This is a genomic window from Paenibacillus sp. GYB004 (assembly GCF_036577605.1).
GTDB classification, from domain to species: Bacteria; Bacillota; Bacilli; order Paenibacillales; family NBRC-103111; genus Paenibacillus_AB; species Paenibacillus_AB oceani.
The window spans coordinates 166,971-186,596 of the sequence record NZ_JARBDB010000017.1 but is presented as its reverse complement, the minus strand read 5'-3'; the positions used below and the strand labels follow the sequence as shown (position 1 = coordinate 186,596).

Sequence of the window (19,626 nt, the reverse complement as noted above, 5' to 3'; positions counted from 1 at the left end):
TTTAGTATAAGCGCCACTCTATCATTTGAACAGGGAAAAAAGGCTCTTCTTTTTTTTGAAAGTTTTTGCAGATTCGAAGATGGAGCGCAGTTGGGGAAATTCGCGGATGTTACGCGGATTTTGAATCATACAAGTGCTTACCCTTACAGGCTTACTATGAAAAACCGTCCGGCAATTGTGTGTCCGGACGGTCCTTTGGCATGCACAGCGGGCTCTAGGCTGGTTAAGATGCGGCTTCAAAACCGTTTCGTCAAAGCGGACCATCGTGCGAGTACATTTAATTTGCCTTTCCATGAGAGGTCCGTGCGAGCTGAGCCCGTTCAACACGACCATATCTCCGGGTGTCAGATCAACAACAGTGGTCCCTAATAAATATTGGCATTGACCGGCGTGTACATATAAAATTTCATATTCGGAATGGGTGTGAAAAAAAGAAGACAGAAAGCTTTCATTTCGGTAACTGAATACATCGATTAAAGGGTAGGTTTGGCTCATTCGCTTTCCACCTTTGGTGTAAGATCGGTCATGAGTCAGCTCTGACACTGATATTGGCTTGGGGACTTCCCGCTATATCGCTCACGATGCGCCGAGTTTGCAGCTTGTAACCGTCTTTTAAAGAGGTTTTATCGCGTCGACTATAAGCGATACGAAGCCTAATTTCCCGTCCCGGTTCCGGTGATCGAACCGCTTGGACCGGTAGATGAACCCTTTTCTCTCGTCCCATTCTTCATAGTGGAACTCTCCGCTCTCATCGCAATATTCCAGTAGAACGACCTCATAACCGGAACTCTCGAACATCGTGCTTAACGATTTGTAAGTATGTACGATCTTATGACTCGCCGCCGGATGGTCCAGCGGGCCGGGTCCGCCTACCTGCACCAGCTTCTGGTACGTTTCATCCGGAAAATAGCCGTCCGGCACCGCACAACGGATATACCCGCCCGGCTTTAAAAACTCTAGACAAGTTCTCGCCGCTTCGATCCCTTCTTCATAAGACAGATGCTCCCATACATGCTCGGCCAAAACCGCCGACAAGCTGCCCGGCGTGAAAAGCCTGCTCCACTGATCACGCGCCAGCAGATTCAAATCGGCCTCCTGAGTATGCGTCCAGCCGGGGTTGTTGTTTTGCTGCCCGGCACCGATTACCACTCTTTGTTCCATAATGCCCCCTAGATATAGAAAATGCTTGTGCCGCCTGTATTTGGAATCATACGCCGATCCGGGTTGGTAAGTTGCGGCAGATGGCATCATTTATCGGTTTCAAGCGCAATGCCAAATTAATAACTGCAACTTATCATTGAAGCTCAGCGTATGTAAACAAGAGGTACCTTCTCATAAAACAAGCGGGACGGTGTATCGTTGATTCACGAAACTTCTTACGAGCATGAGCCGGAGCTGGAACCATTTATAGCATGGATGGAGCAATATGCGTTATACGGTTACGAGGAATCGCTATCCTCCCGGCTAAAGGATCAAATCGACCGGTGGGCCGAGCAAGGCCGAGACGATGTGCTGCTCCGGGCGGTCGAACTTACCGAGCTTCGGATCCGGGCCGAGGAGCAAAACTGGAACTTGGTCGGGACGATGCTGAATGTTTTGGAAACGGTGATGGTCCAGGTATCCCCGTCCGCAAGCCTCCTCGCCTCGCTTCAGCAACTGCTGACGGAACGGCGCGGCACGGAATCCGCATTTCCGAGAAATGCAAAGCAGCACCATCTCCGTTACTACATAGCCGTACTGGCGGAGGCCCGGCCGCTGCAGGAACTGATGACGATCCTGGAGCACGCAGCCCGGGAAGACAACCATTCGCTGGAGCCGCTTGCTCTGCTGTTGTATGAAGCGGTCGTCCGGCACAACGTGGATCGCCGGAATCCGGTCGTACAGCAGGTGTACAGCCGGATTAAGGAACACGGCCATCCTCTGGCGTGGCTGCCGCTTCATCGAACCGAGCTGGAGCAGGATTTGATGCTCCGTCATTACAACAAAGGCGGCGGAGGGGGATACGGCTCGTCCTTCGGTCCAAAGCGGCGTGCAGACAAAGAGACACGGCGAGCGGTGGAACAAGTTGCAGCACGGTCGGCTCCTTCCGCTTCGGCAGCCTACAGGTCGGTTCATACGCCGGAGGAAGTCGATCGGCTTCAGTCCGCCGTGACCAACTGGCGCGAACATTCGGGCGGACGATCGGAAGCGGCGGTTTTTGACCTGGAGAAGCTTCATGCGCCCGTTCATATTACCGAAGAATTACTCGTATCGCTCGGCCTGTTATGTTTGCACGGCTCATCCGCATCCCATGTGATGCTGAGGTCGGTTTTTGCCACACGCGCGTTTAATCTGCTGTATTCCGCTGCAGCGAATGGCGGAGCTTACAATGACGGGAACTGCAATGCTTTCGGGCGGCTGGAGGCATGGAAGTCGTTTGCCGCTTTATGTGGAGCTCCGGTAACCGCCGATGCCAATACGGTCCTACAGCTCGCCGGAAATTGCTCGTGGTGGTATTTCGACGCCCCGACTCCATGGTTCCGGCAGGTCGCGTGGGATATGGGCATCGCCTGCCTCAGGCCTGACGGCCGCTCGCTTGCCGTGCTCGCCTCGACCGATACCGATTAGGTCCCGGCTGCCCACCTGTAAATGGCCATAGCGTATAAGCGGGGCAAATGAATGGAACGAATCAACCCGTGACGTTTTGTCCACTACAAATGCACACGAGTCCATGTTATTAAACCTAAAGGCTGGAGACCTATTCGGGTCGCCAGCCTGTCTTCATTCCAACTACTATCGCCCGATGCAGCGATCGAGCAAGTTCCGGGTGATCCGTTGTACCCGCGGATCGGGGCCCTGGACGCGGCCGAACGTACCTACGGCCGGGATATGCCCTGGCGGGCTGCTGAGCCCTTCCGCCCACCAGATCGTACCGGCGTTGAACACCCAGTTGCCGTGCGGACCCGGATAGATGACGGCCGCGTGCTTCCCGTCCCCTTCGGCGACGGCGCCGGTTCCGATCAGCTCGCTGTGGGCGAGCAGCTCCATCCCCTCGATTTGCTTTAGCGGAATGCCGTGATATTCCCAGCCGATCAGCCCCGGGATGCTGTCGCCGGCTTTCATGCCGGTCCCTTCGAACACCCAATGATCGGGCTTCGCCACCGTCCAGTCCCCGTAACCCGGCCCGTAGGAACGGGCGCCCATCAGCTCGTGCTCGTCGGTAAACCGTTTCTTGCGCGCGAAAGAACGGAACGATTCCGCCGAACCTAGAGACGAATAAGGAATAATCTCATGATACAACGCGTTCCCGGACAAAAATAACAGGCTCACTCCTTTGTCACGCGCGGCCGTCGCATGGTCGTACATGTCTCTGGTCCAATACTCGTCGTGACCGACCGAGATGAACACCCGGCAGTTGTCCAGCAGGGAAGGATCGGCATGAAGGTCGAGATTCGAGCAATACGTGACGTCGTATCCTTCCGCTTCCAACCAATAAGCGAGCGGGAATTCCCATAGCAGAAACTCGCCCGAGCCACTCGACAACGGCGCATCGACGATTTGGCAATATCTCGAATACGGACGGTCGAAGCCGACCCTCACGTTCGGCCCCTGGTACCACAATTCCGGCGTTCCGTCGTCGTAGATCGAGTTTACTCCCGGCCACTTGTTGTATGCCTGCCACGTAAGATCGCTTACTTGAACGAGAACCTCTGTCGCCCTCCGATGCTTGACGACGAAAATGATATAGCTCTGCGCATAGGGAGGGGCCTGCCGGGTCAGTTTGGCCAAATACACCCCGCTCGCCCAATCCTCCGGGATAACGAGCGTCGTGCACGACGACCAGTCGCACTCCCGAAGCCGCTCCACCGTCTCCATCGGCATCGGCTGCACCTCCCCCTCGAACGGGCCCAGGTGCATCTGGTGCTTTCCTCCTGTCCCGTCGTAATACCCCATCCGGTAAATGTCCACCGTGAATGGACATTCCGGGTACACGCTCACCTTCAGCTCGATGCTCTCTCCGGGATATACGCTCGTACGCGAAGCATACCCTTCGATCGCCGAGGAGCGAAGGCCGCGGATTAGCGTTCCTTGCAGCGTAGGCGTATAATCGAACTTAAATTTCGTGATTTGCCAGTCCAATGTGCCTGGCTGCGTATTTTCGCGCTGTGTCGGATTCGGCATGCCGCTCACTCCTCAAATCTCATCCGGGTTGTCCGGTGACTAATATAACCGCATACAACACTTATTAGAACAACTCTGGAATCTTCTCACCTAGTTAGTTCAACTGCGGGGCGGAAACTCCTTCCACAATTCTTTCGAAAACGTCTTAAAAAATCTGAACCGTTTCTCCTACAATGCCACTATAGAAATGAAAGGCAGGTGATGCTGTGAATTCAAACGGTTATGCCGATGCCAAGGAAGATTATTTGGCACTGTTGCAGCAGGAATATTTAGAAAAGCTGGTCTACTACGCCTTGAAGAAAACAGGGAATAAACACGAAGCCGAAGAACTTGCCCAAGATATTGCCGTTCAGGCGGTCATCAGCTTATCCAATGGAAGTGAGCCGTACGAGTTCGCACATTGGCTGTGGAAACTTGCCAGAAACCGGTATGCGAGATGGGCGGAGCGCAAGCATCGCGGTCGTCTAGTTACAGCAATCATTGATGACGAGCAACTGGCTGAATTTGAAGACGGCGGCCCCTCCGTCGAAGATCGTTTGATTCTAAAAGAAAACATCTCTCTATTGAAACGGGAACTCTCTCTCCTGTCCTTCTACTATCGAGAGATCACCATAGCCTACTACATTCGGGGGGAGCGAGTTCAAGACATCGCCTCTAATCTGCAACTGCCCGCAGGTACGATCAAACGAAAGCTGTACGAATCCAGGAAAAATATTAGGGAGGGCATGCAAATGGCGCGGGAAATCGGGCAAAGGAGCTTTCAAGCGGAAAATATTACGTTTACTAAAAGCGGGTCAGACGGAAAAGGCGGCGGACCTTGGCCGTTAATCCAAAGAAAAATTCCTAAAAACATATTGATCGCAGCCTACCGGAATCCGCTAACACTGGAAGAGCTGTGTCTGGAGATGGGCATTTCCATGCCGTATATGGAGGAAGAAGTTCAACTTCTGGCTGACGGAACACTTCTGAAGGAAGTCGAAAAAGGCCGGTACGAGACAGACTTCATTATTGTAGATAAAACGATGCAGTCGGACATATTCCACAAGCTGGCGGAGTCCGGCGAACGTTTCAGCCCGCTGTTGTTGAAGCTCCTCGATTCCGCTCTCGAACGAATAAGAGCCGTCGGTTTTATCGGCTGTCATCTGGATACAGACGAATTATATTGGACGTTGATCCCCCGGGTCATCGATTTATTGTCCAACCAGGCGGAGCAAGCGAAGCAAGTTCCCAATCAATATACGGCAAGACCGCATCAAGGAAGGTGGGACATCGTCGGGTACGAGGATTGTCAATTGCCCTATAGCACCTTTGTCGGCCATAACGGGAACGGGTCAAAAACTGCGGCCATGTGGGCCTACAAAATCAGGATGGAGAACCTTTGGAACCGTGCCGGAGAACTATTCTCTCATGAAGTCCATATATTGGCCAATGCGATTCAGTCGGGCAAACCTCCGGAGCTGCTCGGGGATTCAGAAAAAGAAGTCATTCGCGATCTCATGGAGAGGGGATTTGTGAAAAAGGGTAGCGGACCGGTCATGCCGACATTCCCCGTATGGACCCGGGAACAACTTCATCAATGGGTGAATATTCTCAAAAGCGAATGTTTCTACGACGAGCTATACACCATCATGGAAGAGCATTACGACTATATTTATAATAAGATCGGGCAGCATGTGCCCGACCGACTCGTCAATCAGTTGAAATATGTTTCAGGTTCCTATCTGTCCGACTTCCGGATGACCGGATTGCGTTATGCCTTGAAGCATAACCGGATTACCATCCCCGATCCCCTAACAAGCAGCACCATCGCCATGTACATGGAGCTACACGGATTGTCCGCCGACCGTCCCGATGGTCCATGAAAACGGCGTCAGACACCTTCCGTCGTCGTCGAACAGGGTAGGACGAGGCGAGGCGCCATATAAGCCGTGCACCGTGACTTCCCCGCTCAGGCTTCGGCCAAGCCGAAGGAGGATATCGGTCCCGCCGGGCCATTCATACTGTTCGATCGGCACGGAGCCCGCCGCATCTTGAACCGTAATATCCGAGGGATGGCGGGCGGCGGTCCAGTCCCCATGGACGTTAGCGAAACGCAGCAGCAAAGCGTCGTCCGCTTCACCCTCCACGGTAATGCCGGCCGGCTCCGGATACCGGTAAGCGGTCGGCGTTCCGTGGATACGTTCCAGAGCCGCATCGGCGAACCGTTCCCCCACCAAGACGTTGCCGGAGGAGGAAATATGAATTTCGTCCGACAGCGGGCAATCGACCGTTACGATCAGCTCCACCTGCTCCTCATGGGCGATCCGCCGCTGAATCTCCCGCATCCGGCTCCACTGCGGATCGGGAGCGTCCAGCGCCGTATAAGCGCCAAGCTGAGCCGTGAATACCGGGAGCTCCGTTCCGGACTTACCGGCAGCGGTACGAAATGCCTCCAGCAGAGAACGAAACCGATGCGGATATCGGCCGATGCGGTCGTCGGCAGTCGGGCCCAGCGCGTCCGACTCTCCCTGGTACCATAAGATGCCGGCGATTTCGCCTCCCGCTTTGCGGATCATCTCTTCCATATTGAGCAGCAGCGAGCCGTAGCTGCCGTCCTCCCGCACCCATTGCTCGATCCGGCTCCCTCCAAGGGCGGTCGGAATGAGGCCGACCGGGATGCCGGTACGCGCGAGCAGCCGTTTGCCGAACGCGAGCCAAGGGCTATGACCGTGAAAAACCGACGTGATCGTAATCGGATGCAGCGTGCCGGTCGCGTCCTCCAGCGGATGCGTAGCGAGTTTCCAGCTTTCGTCGTTCGCGAACAGATGAACGCCGAGCGCCGGGCCGTCCGCAGCCGCTCCTTTGCCGGTGCCGGAAGCGTTGCTTTGTCCGGCGATGACGTATATATCTCCGACCCCGATATGATGGATGCAGTCTCCGCGCATCGGCCGCTTGTCCGGGCCGCTCAGCCGGCGTACGCGCGTTTCGATCCGGTACAAGCCTCCGGCGGGTAAGAGCAGCCGGATCGAAAAAGTACCGGCATCGTTGTCCGTCTCCGCATCCTGCCAATCGAGCCTGGGCAAAACGGGTGTATTCATGTTTTCATCGACTACCCGGACCTGGATCGTAAAGTCGGCCGCATTCGTCACAAAAGTTCCCGAAACGGCGATTTCGCCGAGTCCTTCCCCATTGCGCTGGATGATTTGCCAATCCGACGGACCGGCTGTGATCGTTACTCCCGGACTGCTCATCTCACACGCCTCCCGACTCCCGATCAGCGGATGGCAGATCACGCATAAACTGCACATACTGCGGAAAAGCTAGCTCCGGCTCCTCCAAGTCGCGGTGCCACCTTTTCTCCCATTCGAACGTATACCAGCCGTCGTAACCGCTTTCTTGAAGCACCGAATATATATCGCGGAAAGGAATATCTCCCTCGCCCATGAACCGGTAACGGAACTTTCCGGGCTCGCTCAAGTCCGGCAGCGAATCTTTCCAGTGCGTGTACGCAATGCGGGAGCCTAGCGCCTTCCACGTCTCTTCCGGCCGTTCGCCCAGCATCCGGTAAGGGTGATGGACATCCCACAATACGCCGACCGCGTCCGGCGACGTCCCCTCCAGCAAAAGCAGCATATCCTCGCAGCTCGTCCAGTCGTCATGCGTCTCGATGATCAGCTTCACGCCCGCCTGACGCAGCACCGGCTCCATCCGCGACAATTGGCCTGCGGCGGTGTCCAAAGCTTCCTGTCTTCCCGCCCCGCCAAGCTTGCCGCCAAATGCCCGGATGTACGGCGTGCCGAACCGCCTGCATAGCTCCGCATATCGTTCCAGCTCTTCGAAATTTTGCTCCTCGCGTTCCTTGGACACCAGCGTAATCGAGCTGGAGAAGCAGGTGACGGCGAGCCCGGCCTCCTCCAAACGGCTGATCGTCTCCGTACAATCTTCCGCGAACGGACGCGCCTCGTACACATTCATCTGGTCCTGCAGCCCGCGGAAATCGACTCCGTCGAATCCATAACGTACCGCGCTGGCGATAATCGTCTCCAAGTCCCACTGCGGGCAACCCAGCGTCGTAAATGACAGCTTCATCCCAGTTCCTCCCCGATATACTGATAAATTTAGAAAAAAACCGCCCGATCCATCAGCCGGAACAGGCGGGGTGTTTGATCTTACTGAGCGCCTTTGATCGGCTCAAGCGGTTTGGCATTGCCGTACGTCTGGCGAACTCCGTGTCTCGGAGCGGCCCAATTCACCGCATTGGAGATGACTTTCAGGACGTCTTTGTTGTAATAGGTCGGGTACGTCTCGTGGCCCGGGCGGAAGTAAAAAACTTTGCCGTTGCCCCGGTGGTACGTGCAGCCGCTGCGGAACACTTCTCCGCCCTCGAACCAGCTGATGAAGACCAGCTCGTCCGGCGCCGGGATGTCAAAATGCTCGCCGTACATTTCCTCATGCTCGATCTCGAAATATTGGCCGAGCCCTTCCGCGATCGGATGCGCCGGATCGACGACCCAGATCCGCTCCTTGTCGCCCTGCTCGCGCCATTTCAGGTCGCAGCTCGTGCCCATCAGCTTCTTGAAAATTTTCGAGAAGTGGCCGGAGTGAAGCACGATAATGCCCATGCCTTGCAGGACGCGGCTATGTACACGGTTGACGATCTCGTCGGACACTTTGCCGTGTGCGCGGTGGCCCCACCAGATGAGGACGTCGGTTTCGTTCAGCACTTCTTCGGTCAGCCCATGCTCCGGCTCTTCCAGCGTCGCCGTACGGATTTGCAAGCCTTCCGCAGCGATTCCGTCGGCGATGGCGCCGTGGATGCCTTTCGGATAAATGCCGGCAATTTTCTCGTTTACTTTCTCGTGCTCGTACTCATTCCAGATCGTGACTCGAATCATGTTCACTCAGCTCCCCGTTATCCTTCTAATTGGTTATGATCCATATAATAAACAGCACAATCATGAGCGTCTGCAAAATCAGCTTAACGATCGTGCTTGAAAGAAAACCGACTAATGCGCCGAGTCCGGCCTTCGTCGCCTGCTTCATATCAGCCCCGGTCAGCAGTTCGCCGATCCATGCCCCGATAAACGGGCCTGCGAGCAAGCCGATACCTGGTATGACGAACGGACCGACAATAATGCCGATCGTGCTCCCGATCACCGACGCCCGGGTTCCGCCGAACTTCTTGACTCCCCAGGCGCTTACGACATAATCCGCGACCAGGATCGCGATGACGACGGACGTTTGCAGCAGCCAAAACCATACTCCGAATTCTGTGAAGCCGAAAAACAAGCCGTAGACGAAAAATGCCGCATATACCGCAAGCACGCCGGGCAATATCGGAAATATCGCTCCGGCCATCCCGACAACGAACAGCACAACGACCAAAACCCAGCCCAAAATATCCACGAATCCAAGGCCTCCCGTTACCGTAAACGCTCCAGATTAGACGAGCACGTGCTCTTTAATGATTTTGGCTACGGCGTGCTCGTTGTTGGTTACCGTAACGAGCTTGGCGGCGGCTTTGAGCGCGTCCTGGGCGTTGCCCATCGCTACGCCCAGTCCCGCTTCACGGATCATGGACATGTCGTTCATACTGTCGCCCATCGCCACCACTTCGGACATGTCGATACCGAGCATCTCGCATACTTGACGAAGCCCGCTCGCCTTGCTGACCCCGATCGGATTGATCTCCAGATTGTGCGGATGCGAATTCGTAATCTCGTAGATCCCCTGCTCGTGCAGCCATTCGAGGATGCGTGCCCGGCTGTCGTCGTTTTCGGTAAAAAAGCCGAATTTCAGCCACTGCAGCGAATCGAGGCTTTCCCCGGTCCACGTTTCCTTGTTGAACAGCCCTTCCACCGCGTATGCCCAATACCAGCTGTCGTACCGCTGAGCCAACGCGTGCATCGCCCGGATCTGATCGACGTCCATCAGCGTACGCTTCAACAACTCCCGCGGCGCTTTCCACACTTCGCTGCCGTTGACGGCTACGATCGGACTGTTCAGGTTCAGTTTGTCGCAATACGGATACACGTTCTGAACGCCGCGGCCCGTAGACAGCATAACCATAACGCCTTCCTCAAGCGCCTTGAACATCCATTCGCGATTCTCGTCCGACACCTCGTGCTGGCTGTTCAGCAGCGTGCCGTCCATGTCGAGCGCAAGCAATTTGTAACGACCGATACCCATCTGTACGTCCACTCCCTCTGTTCTATAACGATAGCGATCGGGCCGGTTACGAAACCGTTGCGCTTCTTTCGCGGCCGAAGTTCGTCCCTTCCTGCAAATATGTCGAGTGCCACATGCCGAAAATGTAAACGGCCCACAGCAGCCGGGCGTAATCCCCTTGACCGCTCTGGTGAAGCTTCATCATCCGCTCCACTTCGGATATCTGGAGCACGTGATCGATGCCCGAGCCGCGGATGCTCTCCAGCAGCTCCGAGCCGCGGGCGCCTTTCAGCCAGTCGCGGAGCGGCACCGGAAAACCGAGCTTCGGACGGTTCAGGATGAAGTCGGGGATAATCCCCTCCATCGCTTTGCGGAATATGTACTTCGTCGTTCCCCCGCCGAGCCGGTACGATTGCGGAACCGTCCGCGCGAACTCGAACAGCTCCTTGTCGAGAAACGGAACCCGCAGCTCCAGCGAATGCGCCATCGTCATTTTGTCGGCTTTCATCAAAATATCGCCGGGCATCCACAGATTCATATCGATATATTGCATCCGGGAGACCGGATCGAGATGTTTCGTCTTGTCGTAGTATTGGCCGGCGACCTGCCAAGGATTCCGGTACGAATTGAGCAGGCTCCGGTCATACCGGACGAGCCTCGCCTTCGCTTCTTCACTGTACAGCTTGGCGTTGCCGAGAAACCGCTCCTCCAGCGGGGTCGTGGCGCGCAGCAAATAGTTGCGCCCGGTCAGTCCGCTCGGCAGCAGCCGGGCTGTGGCATGCAGCATCCGCTTAAGCGGCAGCGGCAGCCAGGCCAGCGGACGAAGCGAGAGCGGCTCGCGGTAGATCCGGTAGCCGCCGAACAGCTCGTCGGCGCCTTCGCCCGACAGGACGACGGTCACATGCTCACGGGCCAGCTGCGCCACATGGTACAGCGCGATCGCCGAAGGATCGGCAACCGGCTCATCCTGATGCCAAACCGCTCTCGGTACGGAGTCGAAGAAGTCCCGTTCCGTAATAATTTTCGCATGGTGACGGGTTCCGAGCGCCGCTGCCGTTTCTTTGGCGATCACCGTCTCGTTGTTCGGTCCTTCGAATCCTACGGAAAACGTACGAATCGGTTCGATCGCCCGCATATGCGTCGCGATGGCCGTCGAGTCAATGCCGCTGGACAAGAAGCAGCCCCGTTCCACATCGCTGTGCATATGATGGATGACCGAATCTTTCAGCCGGGCCCGCAGCTCTTCGACCATCTCGTCAAACGGCCGCTCGACCGGCGCGAACATCGGGTCCCAGTACCGCTTAATCTCCATCCGCCCGTCAGACATCACCGTCACCGTATGCGCAGGAGGCAGCTTCAAGATGCCTTCAAACATCGTATTCGGCTCAGGCACGTACTGAAACGTCAAATATTGCAGCAGGCTTTCGTCCCGGAGACGGCGATTGACGCCTTCCGCTTCGAGCAGACTTTTGATCTCCGACGCGAACAGAAACCTTTTGCCGTCATGGATGTAATAAAACGGCTTGATTCCGAAATGATCCCGTGCGCCGAACAGCTTCTTGCGCCTGCGGTCCCAGATGACGAAACCGAACATGCCGCGCAGGTGCTGGACGCAATCTTCGCCGTACTCCTCGTACAGATGGACGATCACTTCCGTGTCGGTCTGCGTCCGAAAGCTATGCCCGCGGGCGAGAAGCTGCTCCCGCAGCGGCTGGTAATTGTAAATCTCGCCGTTAAATACGATCCATACGGACTCGTCCTCATTGCAAAGCGGCTGGTGCCCCTCCTTCAGGTCGATGATCGACAGCCGCCGGAAGCCGAGCCCGATGCCCGGGTCGGTCCAGGTTCCCATATCGTCGGGTCCCCGATGGTGGATGACGTCCATCATCGCCTGCAAGGAAGAAGCTTTTATTTCTCTATGATCGAAGTACATCATGCCGGTTATGCCGCACATTAGGTACAATCCTTTCTCTATCGCGATTCAAGCCAGCGGAACGCAGCTTAGGCCGGAGGCGCTACTCCTCTCCAGCTTTGCCCGCTTTCTCGTTTTGCAGACTCGCTCCTCCCGTCGGCTTGACCGGACAAGCGTTTTCCACAACAACTATAGAGTATACCATACCTTAGGCGGTTTTCGTAAAAAGATAGACTTGCTTCAGAGCAAGTTTTAGTCCAGGCGGATTTCGCGGCCGAGCTTGGCCGATTCGTAGATCGCGCACAAAATTTTAATCATATCCACGCCCTGCTCCGGCACGAAAATAGGCTCGGCTTTCCCTTGCACGACATCGATAAAATGGTGAATGTTCGATTTATGGCCGCCCGAATCTTTTGGCAGCTGCGGAATGACGTTGCACAGCGTGCCCTCGATCTCCGTGAACAGCTTCAGGTCGTCGTTAAACAGGCTAAAGCCCGACTTCGTGCCGCGAAGCTCGATAAAACGTCCCTCGTTCTCGACATTGGACGCCCAGCTGCATTCGAGCTGCAGCGTAGCCCCGTTGTCGAAGCGGATAAACCCGGTAGCCAAATCCTCGACGTCAAACGTACCGCCCGCCTTTTTCTCGCCGAAGGCGCCGTGCTCGGAATCGTTCAGATCGTTGCCCGCAAACTTCGTATACACCGAGCCGCTGACTGCAACCGGTTTCGGATTGCCCATAATCCAGATGGCCAGGTCGATCATATGAACGCCGAGATCGATCAGCGGACCGCCGCCGGACAGTTCCTTCGTCGTGAACCAGCCGCCTTTGCCGGGAATGCCTCTACGGCGCACCCATCCGCAGCGGCCCGTATAGATCTCGCCCATATGCCCTTTCTCCACATACGTACGCAAGAAATCCGACACCGGGCGGAAACGGTTGTTGCGCATGACCATGAGCACTTTCCCGCTCGTTTTGGCCGCTTCCGCCATCTTGACCGCTTCATCCGGATTGATCGCATCCGGCTTTTCGCAGAACACGTGCTTGCCCGCTTGAAGCGCTGCCACCGACACGACCGAATGGTACAAGTTCGGCGTACAGACGTTGACGACATCGACTTCGTCGCTGGCGATCAAATCGTTGTAATCGGAATATACTTTGGCAATTCCATGCTCGTCGGCAAGCTTCTGAGCCGCTTCCTGATTCGCGTCGCAGACGGCGACGATTTCCGCATCGGGATGAGAGAGCCATGACGGCAAATGCGCATGTTTAAAAATATTGCCTACCCCTACCACACCTATCCGCAATTTCGACAAAACGAGCACCTTCCCCTTGTCCATAGTTTTCCTCGCCTTCCATTATCAACGGTTGCACCATCGATGACAAGACAAAATTTAATCGTTCGGCGGGAGGCGTAGGTCCCAGGACAGGCGAGGCTTGGCGAATATGCGTTCTTTATTACGGTATGCGAACTATTGCACCGAACTTTCGGCCCGCAACAGCCGCGGTTATTTCTCGTTCCGGGCTTCGGCAACTAAAAAAAGCTTCTTGTACTTCCACTCCAGGTGCGTGATTTGAAAACCCGCCTGTTGAACAAAAGCGAGCGAGTTGCGATTCAGGTGGCAGCCTCCGCACAGCTTTTTCCACATCGGCGTTAGTCCGCGCTGGGCCGCGCTCCATATCGGATGCTCAAGCAGTACGTGCTCGAACAGCAGCAGGGTACCTCCCGGCTTGCAAACTCTGCGGATTTCTGCGAGCGCCCCCTGCGGATCGGGGATTGTGCACAGCACCAGCGTACATACGACCGAATCGAACCGATTCGATTCAAATGGCAGTTGCTCGGCTCCGGCTTGTACGACCTCGATCGGCACGGCCGCATGCTCGGCGCGTTGCAGCGACCGGGTCAGCATCGCCGAATCCGGCTCGATCGCGACGACTTTGTCGGGGCTCCGGTAGAGGGGGAAGTTGACGCCCGTGCCGGAACCGATCTCCAGCACCGTTCCCCGGGCTTGGGCAAGCAACGCTTCACGTATGGGGCGGAAGCTTTTCGTTTCCAGCGGCTTCATGATGGTGTCGTAGTACCGGTTGAATAGTGGGTTCATGGGATCACGGCTTTCTGGTGGTTTAATGCTTATTGTTTATCTCCAATTGTTTTGGAAAATCCTATCAGCTTCAACCATTGCGCAATATATTCCTGGCGCTCCACTTTTAATGCAGTATGGAATACTCTTGTAAAGGATGGGGCCGATCCAACTAATATATAAATGTAATTTTCCTTTGTGAAGGACACAAACTGCCAACTTTCTTCAAAATCAATATAAAGATTCTCTAAAGTCCCCAAAGGAATATTTTCCTCGTTATATTGCCGAATGTTTTTGTCCGCATGGTCCCACCACGGAAAATCAACTAATATTCCAAATTTTCGGCTGTAATATTTAAGGTGAATTCCCATCTCTTCAAATTCACTATCAACTACTAAAATCTCATTAATTGGTAAAAAATGATCTAAATGCTGGTTAGAAAAATCATACACTTCATCCCCTAAGTATACAAAAGCTTCGTTAGGATTAGTAAACCAATGTAATGCGTATTCTTTTTCCTCTTTAGTACCGTATACTATTTTCATTTTAAACACCCTGAATCCCGAGGGAATTAGCCTTCAACAAAGTTATCTTAATATTAATTGAAGTGCAGGTATGAAAAAAGCTGCCCTCCTATCCAAACGGACGGAAGAGACAGCTCCTTACTTCAACCTACTTATTCATAAATCCGACATACTGCAGCATCCGTTTGACAATGACCGCCACCTGAGCCCGCGATGCAGAATCGGCCGGTGCGAATGTATCTTCGCCTACTCCGTTCATGAGACCCGCACGAAGCACGTCGGTGACAGCCGCTTGTGCCCATATGGATACCGCCTCGCGGTCCGCAAAGGCCGATAACGGATCGGTGTTAGCGCTGACGCCTTCCGGTTGTCCCGTCATCTTCAAGGCACGGGAGATCATGAGGGCCATCTGTTCGCGCGTAACCGGCTCGTTGGGGGCGAATCGGTTATTTTCTACCCCCGTCACCAGTCCTTTATCAACGGCTGCCGTTACGGCTCCCGAGAACCAATCACTCCGCTGAACGTCCTCGAATGTCGTCTCCCCGCGTAACGGTTGTGCGATTCCCAGCGAACGTACGAGCAGAGCTGCGAATTCCGCACGTGTAATCTGCTGATCCGGTATATACTGGTCCGCTGCCGCACCTTTGACGATCAGCTTGGAAGCGAGCAACTCGATATCCGCTTGAGCCCAGTGTCCTTCCAGATCGGCAAACGTCATCTTAGGCGTTTGTACGACGGAGTACAGGCTGTTGCCCTGCCGCATCATCCGCACCTCGGTTTGCCCGTTGGCCACTGTAAATACCGCCGGAACAAAGTGAAGCTCATTCGTCACCGGATCGATCCGAACCGCGGTCGCTTCAGAACCGTTCACCGGCTGCCCTAATGTGAAGGTCCGCGACACGAATGTACTGCCAAAATCGTCGATAGTCTGCTGTTTGCTGCCGTCTTTCGTTGAGATGGCAATGGAGAACTCCACGGGAGGCGTAAGGAGCGTTAGCCCCGCTTGCTTCGCTTTTGTCTCCAGATCTGTAGCCAAAGGTTCACCCACATTCTCGACGGTAATCGTCAAGCGGACGTCTTTCGGGTCGACGCCCAACTGCTTGGCTAGAGCTTGTACGTCAAACAATTGAACCGGCAAATCATAGCTCACATTTTTGTAGGCAATCGATAAAACGGCGTTTTCCGAGCCGTTTGCGGCGTTCGCCAGTGCTTCGACAGGTACAATTACCTTCGCATCGGCAGACTCTTTCAAGTCGATAACCGCCTTGTTCGAATTGCTGCTTTGGGCTTGCTTGAACACCTCCGCAAGCTTCGCTCCGTCCAACTCGGCGACCGTATACGCTTTACCGCCAAAGGTTTCGGTTTTCGTTTGCGGCGTGTAGCTTCCTTTATCTACTTTACTATTGTCAGCAGATGACGGACTGCCCATCGGACCGCCGGGGCCACCGCCTCCAGGACCGCTGCCGCTTTGCTCGGCCGCGTATGCTTTCTCGGTGCGCAGGCTTTCGAGGTGCCCCGCTCTTGTGACCGTAACGAATACGCTGCCGGTACCGGTTCCGAGCTGAGTAATGCTTAACTCGGCGGATGTCCCCACTGCTGACTGGGAAACTAGCGGTTCGGAGATAGTTGCGTCTCGGTACACCTTCACTACATCTCCGTATACAACCTGGGTCACTGTTACTTTGTCATCCGTACCCACCCGGTTGTTGACCACCGAGATTTGATCGGCCGTCAGGGCCGGAGTTCTGATCGGGTTAACCGGCTCGGCGGCGTACGTTTTCTCCAATCGGTCGCTTTCGACATACAACTGGTTACTCACCGTAAAGAAAATAGACCCTTCAGTGACTCCGAGCTGTTTTACAGGAATCGTTACTGCATTCTGGAAAGCTATGACCGAAGCTATCGGATAGGGAACGGTTCTGTCGCGATATACTTTAATCTCGTTGCCTGGAACAAGTCCTGTAATCGTTATCGTATCCTCGGTTCCTTGCGGATTGTTGATTACCGTTATTTGTGAATCGGTCAGCATGGCTGAGTAAGTTCGATCCGTACCCGTTATAGGCATTGTGTATGGCTCGCTTTCATGAGTACCGTCCCATGTATAAACCCCAATATACTTTGCATTTGCGGGAATTCGGGTATTCATCGGTATATGGGCGACCGGCATATAATACTGTCCAAACGACTTTGCGGTCACTATACTCTGTATCTTATTGTAGCTCTCATCTAAAAAGTAAGCATTATGCGAATTATTATTTGTTCCCGGACTAACGTATAGACGTCCTCCGATTTCTCCAAGATCGCCGTCTAAATCAAGAAAGGTAACATATGGTGTAGTTATATTACGGTTGGTGTCGTTGCTCCGTATCGAATCAGCTGAATTATTATCCGAAATAGGAGCCATAAAATTACCGTTCATGTCGATCCATGATTGCTCTTCAAATAAATTTACAGATACTATAGTCATATATCTTGTTGACGGCGGAATGTCCCCATACGGGATTGCCATCTCATAGAAGTACTTATTTTCTTTGCTTTTATAGAACTTCTTAGTGGATTCGATCTTCTCCATATTCATATCGAGAAACAACACTTCATAACCGGCTATGGACGTTTCATCGTAACTCGGGACCCAAGAAAGCTTTGGAGATATAAGCCCCCCTGTCGGATTCGTATCGGTAAACCAGATTCGATCTGCTTTTGCGAAAGGAGAATCCCACAACGGCTTGACTTCCCCGGTCGCGCTTTCCCCTTGATCGTTTTTAGCAAATATCCCCAACTTAATGGCTCCATCAGGCACCGGTGTATCGTAGTTGATGCTGGCTGTGAAGTCAGTAAGTCCTCCCGGATATATTCGATTTACTTCGAGAATCGGTTTGATACGTTCATCATTTCCATTAACAAAGTACACGACATATTTGGAGGCGTTACTATTTACCCAAAGTTCAAACCATTGAAGCCTTCCCCCGATTTCGGACGAATCCAAATCTTCATCCACAAAAGTAATTGGTCCATTGAGGGGGATACGCTCTGGTGTTCCACTTCCTCCAATCTGATCAGACACATTCTCTGATAGGATGTTATCAGCGACAAGAAGGTATCTCGGCTTGCCCCAAGACACATCTTCGTCATATGTGCCGTTCTTCCTCTTATATTTAATTTGAAGAAGCGCGGCACCTTCTGGCAGTTCACCTAATGAATATTTTTGCACTTCCATCGACTTATTGAGCGGTACATCTGCAATTTTGTTGCCAATTACAATTCCGTGTATATCTGCGGGATAAAGCTCCATAACCGAGTGTGCAGGGTTCGGTTCATTCTCATGCCAAGACAATACAAAGTCTGTTTTCCCTCTCATTGGATTTGTGTCAGTGAGTGATATACCCATAATATAAAGTTGACTGGAAAGCGCACTATCGTTAATCGGTACACTCGCCGCAACTGCGCTTTCACCTAATGCATTTTTAGTATATACCGCGATTCTCGTAGCTCCATCGGGAATAACAGTACGATTGATAATATTATACATCGCCGTGTACTTGTCTAGTTCAGCCAGCGCCTTGCCGATTTTTACACCTTGATCATCCGTATAATAAATGACGTAATTAGTTACATAATAAATATCTTCAGGAAATACCCAGCTTACCGACCCCGAGATAAATCCTTCCCGGCTGTCAACATCGTAAAATTTCAAGTTCGGTACTGGATGTTGCGGAACTTGGTCGGCTACTACTTCCTGCAATAGAAGATCAACAGATGTGTATTTTATCAATTTTTGCTCATCCGTGTAATAAATGAATACGCTCCCTTGAATGATGCAAACTTGTCCCGCTCTTGAAGGTAATACCGCTGCTATCTTTCCGCTAAAGGTGTTATAGATTAGGTTGTTAGTAAATACATGTTCCGAATTCGCGTGAATAACGTTACTATCAAAACCGCCATACAGAAGAAGATCGGATTCGGCAAATTTAAGTTGTCCGAAATAAACCAAAAGATCATCAATAATCAGTTTCGAATTTGAACTACCGAGGTTCCAAGTCCCAGTAGCAGTAGTTTCACTTCTTTCTAAGTCCACCTTCGTTATATCACGCGACGTCCCAAGGTAAAGCGTCTTACCGGTCTTATCTAAAGCCAGGTCAACAGCAGGCCCCGTCCATCCACTGATCGCAAATGCCTCGTCATGAGCGGTTACCATGTCGACAACTCGCAGCTCCGGCGTGTCCGGACTCGCATAATAGATTTTGCCGTTCACGGTTTCTAATGCAGCCGGAGAGTGGGACAGATTATATTCGTATACCGCTCCGGTAACCGTTCCGGCGTTCGTATCGACAGCTGCGATTTTGTTCGAGCCCTCCAGAGCCACGTATACTTTTCCATTATCGTAACTTATATCGCTCGGCGCCAAGCCGATATCAAATGAGTACACTACGGATAAAACAGTCGTGTCGATGGAGTAGAACTGGTTATTCGGCTTGGAGATCGCATATATATATTTCCCGTCCTCGCTGGGAAGCCAGCCCGTAATTTCATCCTGAAAATCAAGGCTTGCTCCATTTGACGATCCGCCCGTGGAACCGTCGGCATATACAGCCGTGCTCCACAGTGGGACTGTAAAAACAGACAATAGATAGCAAATAACAAGCAGCACAGAGCATTTTCGCTTAACGGATCGTTCAAAGTACGAATGTGTTCTCATGTTATCCTCCAAACTTTCTCAGGTAATGGCATAAAGTGTATTTAAATTGATAGCACTTACACTATGTCCTCCTATCTTTATTTATGGATATATTTACCTCAATTAGT

15 protein-coding genes are annotated in these 19,626 nt (G+C 53.3%); 2 read left to right on the top strand and 13 right to left on the bottom strand.

Annotated features, from left to right (window positions below):
* Window positions 1-21 precede the first annotated feature (21 nt).
* Both PV433_RS34050 and PV433_RS10065 read right to left on the bottom strand, forming a co-directional pair.
* The gene (locus PV433_RS34050) at window positions 22-495 is read right to left on the bottom strand and encodes an AraC family ligand binding domain-containing protein (RefSeq protein ID WP_442951495.1); all 474 of its coding nucleotides are present in this window, start codon (window positions 493-495) and stop codon (window positions 22-24) included.
* Between the two features lie 117 nt (window positions 496-612).
* Window positions 613-1,161, bottom strand: a complete 549-nt coding sequence (locus PV433_RS10065; RefSeq protein WP_332072015.1) for a class I SAM-dependent methyltransferase — start codon at window positions 1,159-1,161, stop codon at window positions 613-615.
* A 198-nt stretch (window positions 1,162-1,359) separates the two neighbouring features.
* Between PV433_RS10065 and PV433_RS10060 the strand changes: the two genes are divergently transcribed.
* The gene (locus PV433_RS10060) at window positions 1,360-2,607 is read left to right on the top strand and encodes a DUF6183 family protein (protein WP_332072014.1); all 1,248 of its coding nucleotides are present in this window, start codon (window positions 1,360-1,362) and stop codon (window positions 2,605-2,607) included.
* A gap of 165 nt (window positions 2,608-2,772) precedes the next feature.
* Here the strand turns inward: PV433_RS10060 and PV433_RS10055 are convergent, their stop codons facing one another.
* On the bottom strand, window positions 2,773-4,161 hold the full coding sequence (locus tag PV433_RS10055) for a N,N-dimethylformamidase beta subunit family domain-containing protein (protein WP_332072013.1): 1,389 nt from the start codon (window positions 4,159-4,161) through the stop codon (window positions 2,773-2,775).
* Window positions 4,162-4,367: 206 nt separating this feature from the next.
* Here PV433_RS10055 and PV433_RS10050 point away from each other — a divergent pair, with 206 nt between their 5' ends.
* On the top strand, window positions 4,368-6,023 hold the full coding sequence (locus PV433_RS10050; RefSeq protein ID WP_332072012.1) for an RNA polymerase sigma factor: 1,656 nt from the start codon (window positions 4,368-4,370) through the stop codon (window positions 6,021-6,023).
* On the opposite strand, the gene PV433_RS10045 is transcribed toward PV433_RS10050, so the two are convergent.
* From PV433_RS10045 to PV433_RS10000, 10 genes are all read right to left on the bottom strand, one after another.
* Window positions 5,985-7,391, bottom strand: coding sequence for a sialate O-acetylesterase (locus PV433_RS10045; protein ID WP_332072011.1), 1,407 nt, complete (start codon window positions 7,389-7,391; stop codon window positions 5,985-5,987). The two genes, PV433_RS10050 and PV433_RS10045, sit on opposite strands and share 39 nt — an antisense overlap.
* 1 nt (window position 7,392) lies before the next feature.
* Window positions 7,393-8,229, bottom strand: a complete 837-nt coding sequence (locus tag PV433_RS10040) for a sugar phosphate isomerase/epimerase family protein (RefSeq protein WP_332072010.1) — start codon at window positions 8,227-8,229, stop codon at window positions 7,393-7,395.
* 80 nt (window positions 8,230-8,309) lie between these two features.
* Window positions 8,310-9,035 carry a ThuA domain-containing protein gene (locus PV433_RS10035; protein ID WP_332072009.1) on the bottom strand — a complete coding sequence of 242 codons (726 nt, stop codon included), beginning with the start codon at window positions 9,033-9,035 and terminating at the stop codon, window positions 8,310-8,312.
* Between the two features lie 25 nt (window positions 9,036-9,060).
* Window positions 9,061-9,546 (bottom strand): DUF456 domain-containing protein, encoded by a 486-nt coding sequence (locus PV433_RS10030; RefSeq protein WP_332072008.1) that lies wholly within the window; start codon window positions 9,544-9,546, stop codon window positions 9,061-9,063.
* A 36-nt stretch (window positions 9,547-9,582) separates the two neighbouring features.
* Complete coding sequence (locus tag PV433_RS10025) at window positions 9,583-10,323, bottom strand: Cof-type HAD-IIB family hydrolase (RefSeq protein WP_332072055.1); 741 nt, start codon at window positions 10,321-10,323, stop codon at window positions 9,583-9,585.
* A 52-nt stretch (window positions 10,324-10,375) separates the two neighbouring features.
* Window positions 10,376-12,262, bottom strand: coding sequence for an asparagine synthase (glutamine-hydrolyzing) (gene asnB / locus PV433_RS10020; RefSeq protein WP_332072007.1), 1,887 nt, complete (start codon window positions 12,260-12,262; stop codon window positions 10,376-10,378).
* A 210-nt stretch (window positions 12,263-12,472) separates the two neighbouring features.
* Window positions 12,473-13,558, bottom strand: a complete 1,086-nt coding sequence (locus PV433_RS10015; RefSeq protein ID WP_332072006.1) for a Gfo/Idh/MocA family protein — start codon at window positions 13,556-13,558, stop codon at window positions 12,473-12,475.
* A 168-nt stretch (window positions 13,559-13,726) separates the two neighbouring features.
* A complete protein-coding gene (locus PV433_RS10010) occupies window positions 13,727-14,320 on the bottom strand; it encodes a class I SAM-dependent methyltransferase (protein WP_332072005.1) in 594 nt (197 codons plus the stop codon).
* Between the two features lie 29 nt (window positions 14,321-14,349).
* A complete protein-coding gene (locus PV433_RS10005) occupies window positions 14,350-14,844 on the bottom strand; it encodes a hypothetical protein (protein ID WP_332072004.1) in 495 nt (164 codons plus the stop codon).
* Between the two features lie 127 nt (window positions 14,845-14,971).
* Window positions 14,972-19,519, bottom strand: a complete 4,548-nt coding sequence (locus PV433_RS10000; RefSeq protein WP_332072003.1) for an S-layer homology domain-containing protein — start codon at window positions 19,517-19,519, stop codon at window positions 14,972-14,974.
* Window positions 19,520-19,626 lie beyond the last annotated feature (107 nt).

What these genes read in the sequence shown, in the direction of transcription:
- PV433_RS34050 (WP_442951495.1), bottom strand. Translation starts at nt 495, where the DNA reads ATGAGCCAAACCTACCCTTTAATCGATGTATTCAGTTACCGAAATGAA.
- PV433_RS10065 (WP_332072015.1), bottom strand. Translation starts at nt 1,161, where the DNA reads ATGGAACAAAGAGTGGTAATCGGTGCCGGGCAGCAAAACAACAACCCC.
- PV433_RS10055 (WP_332072013.1), bottom strand. Translation starts at nt 4,161, where the DNA reads ATGCCGAATCCGACACAGCGCGAAAATACGCAGCCAGGCACATTGGAC.
- PV433_RS10045 (WP_332072011.1), bottom strand. Translation starts at nt 7,391, where the DNA reads ATGAGCAGTCCGGGAGTAACGATCACAGCCGGTCCGTCGGATTGGCAA.
- PV433_RS10040 (WP_332072010.1), bottom strand. Translation starts at nt 8,229, where the DNA reads ATGAAGCTGTCATTTACGACGCTGGGTTGCCCGCAGTGGGACTTGGAG.
- PV433_RS10035 (WP_332072009.1), bottom strand. Translation starts at nt 9,035, where the DNA reads ATGATTCGAGTCACGATCTGGAATGAGTACGAGCACGAGAAAGTAAAC.
- asnB (WP_332072007.1), bottom strand. Translation starts at nt 12,262, where the DNA reads ATGTGCGGCATAACCGGCATGATGTACTTCGATCATAGAGAAATAAAA.
- PV433_RS10015 (WP_332072006.1), bottom strand. Translation starts at nt 13,558, where the DNA reads ATGGACAAGGGGAAGGTGCTCGTTTTGTCGAAATTGCGGATAGGTGTG.
- PV433_RS10010 (WP_332072005.1), bottom strand. Translation starts at nt 14,320, where the DNA reads ATGAACCCACTATTCAACCGGTACTACGACACCATCATGAAGCCGCTG.
- PV433_RS10005 (WP_332072004.1), bottom strand. Translation starts at nt 14,844, where the DNA reads ATGAAAATAGTATACGGTACTAAAGAGGAAAAAGAATACGCATTACAT.
- PV433_RS10000 (WP_332072003.1), bottom strand. Translation starts at nt 19,519, where the DNA reads ATGAGAACACATTCGTACTTTGAACGATCCGTTAAGCGAAAATGCTCT.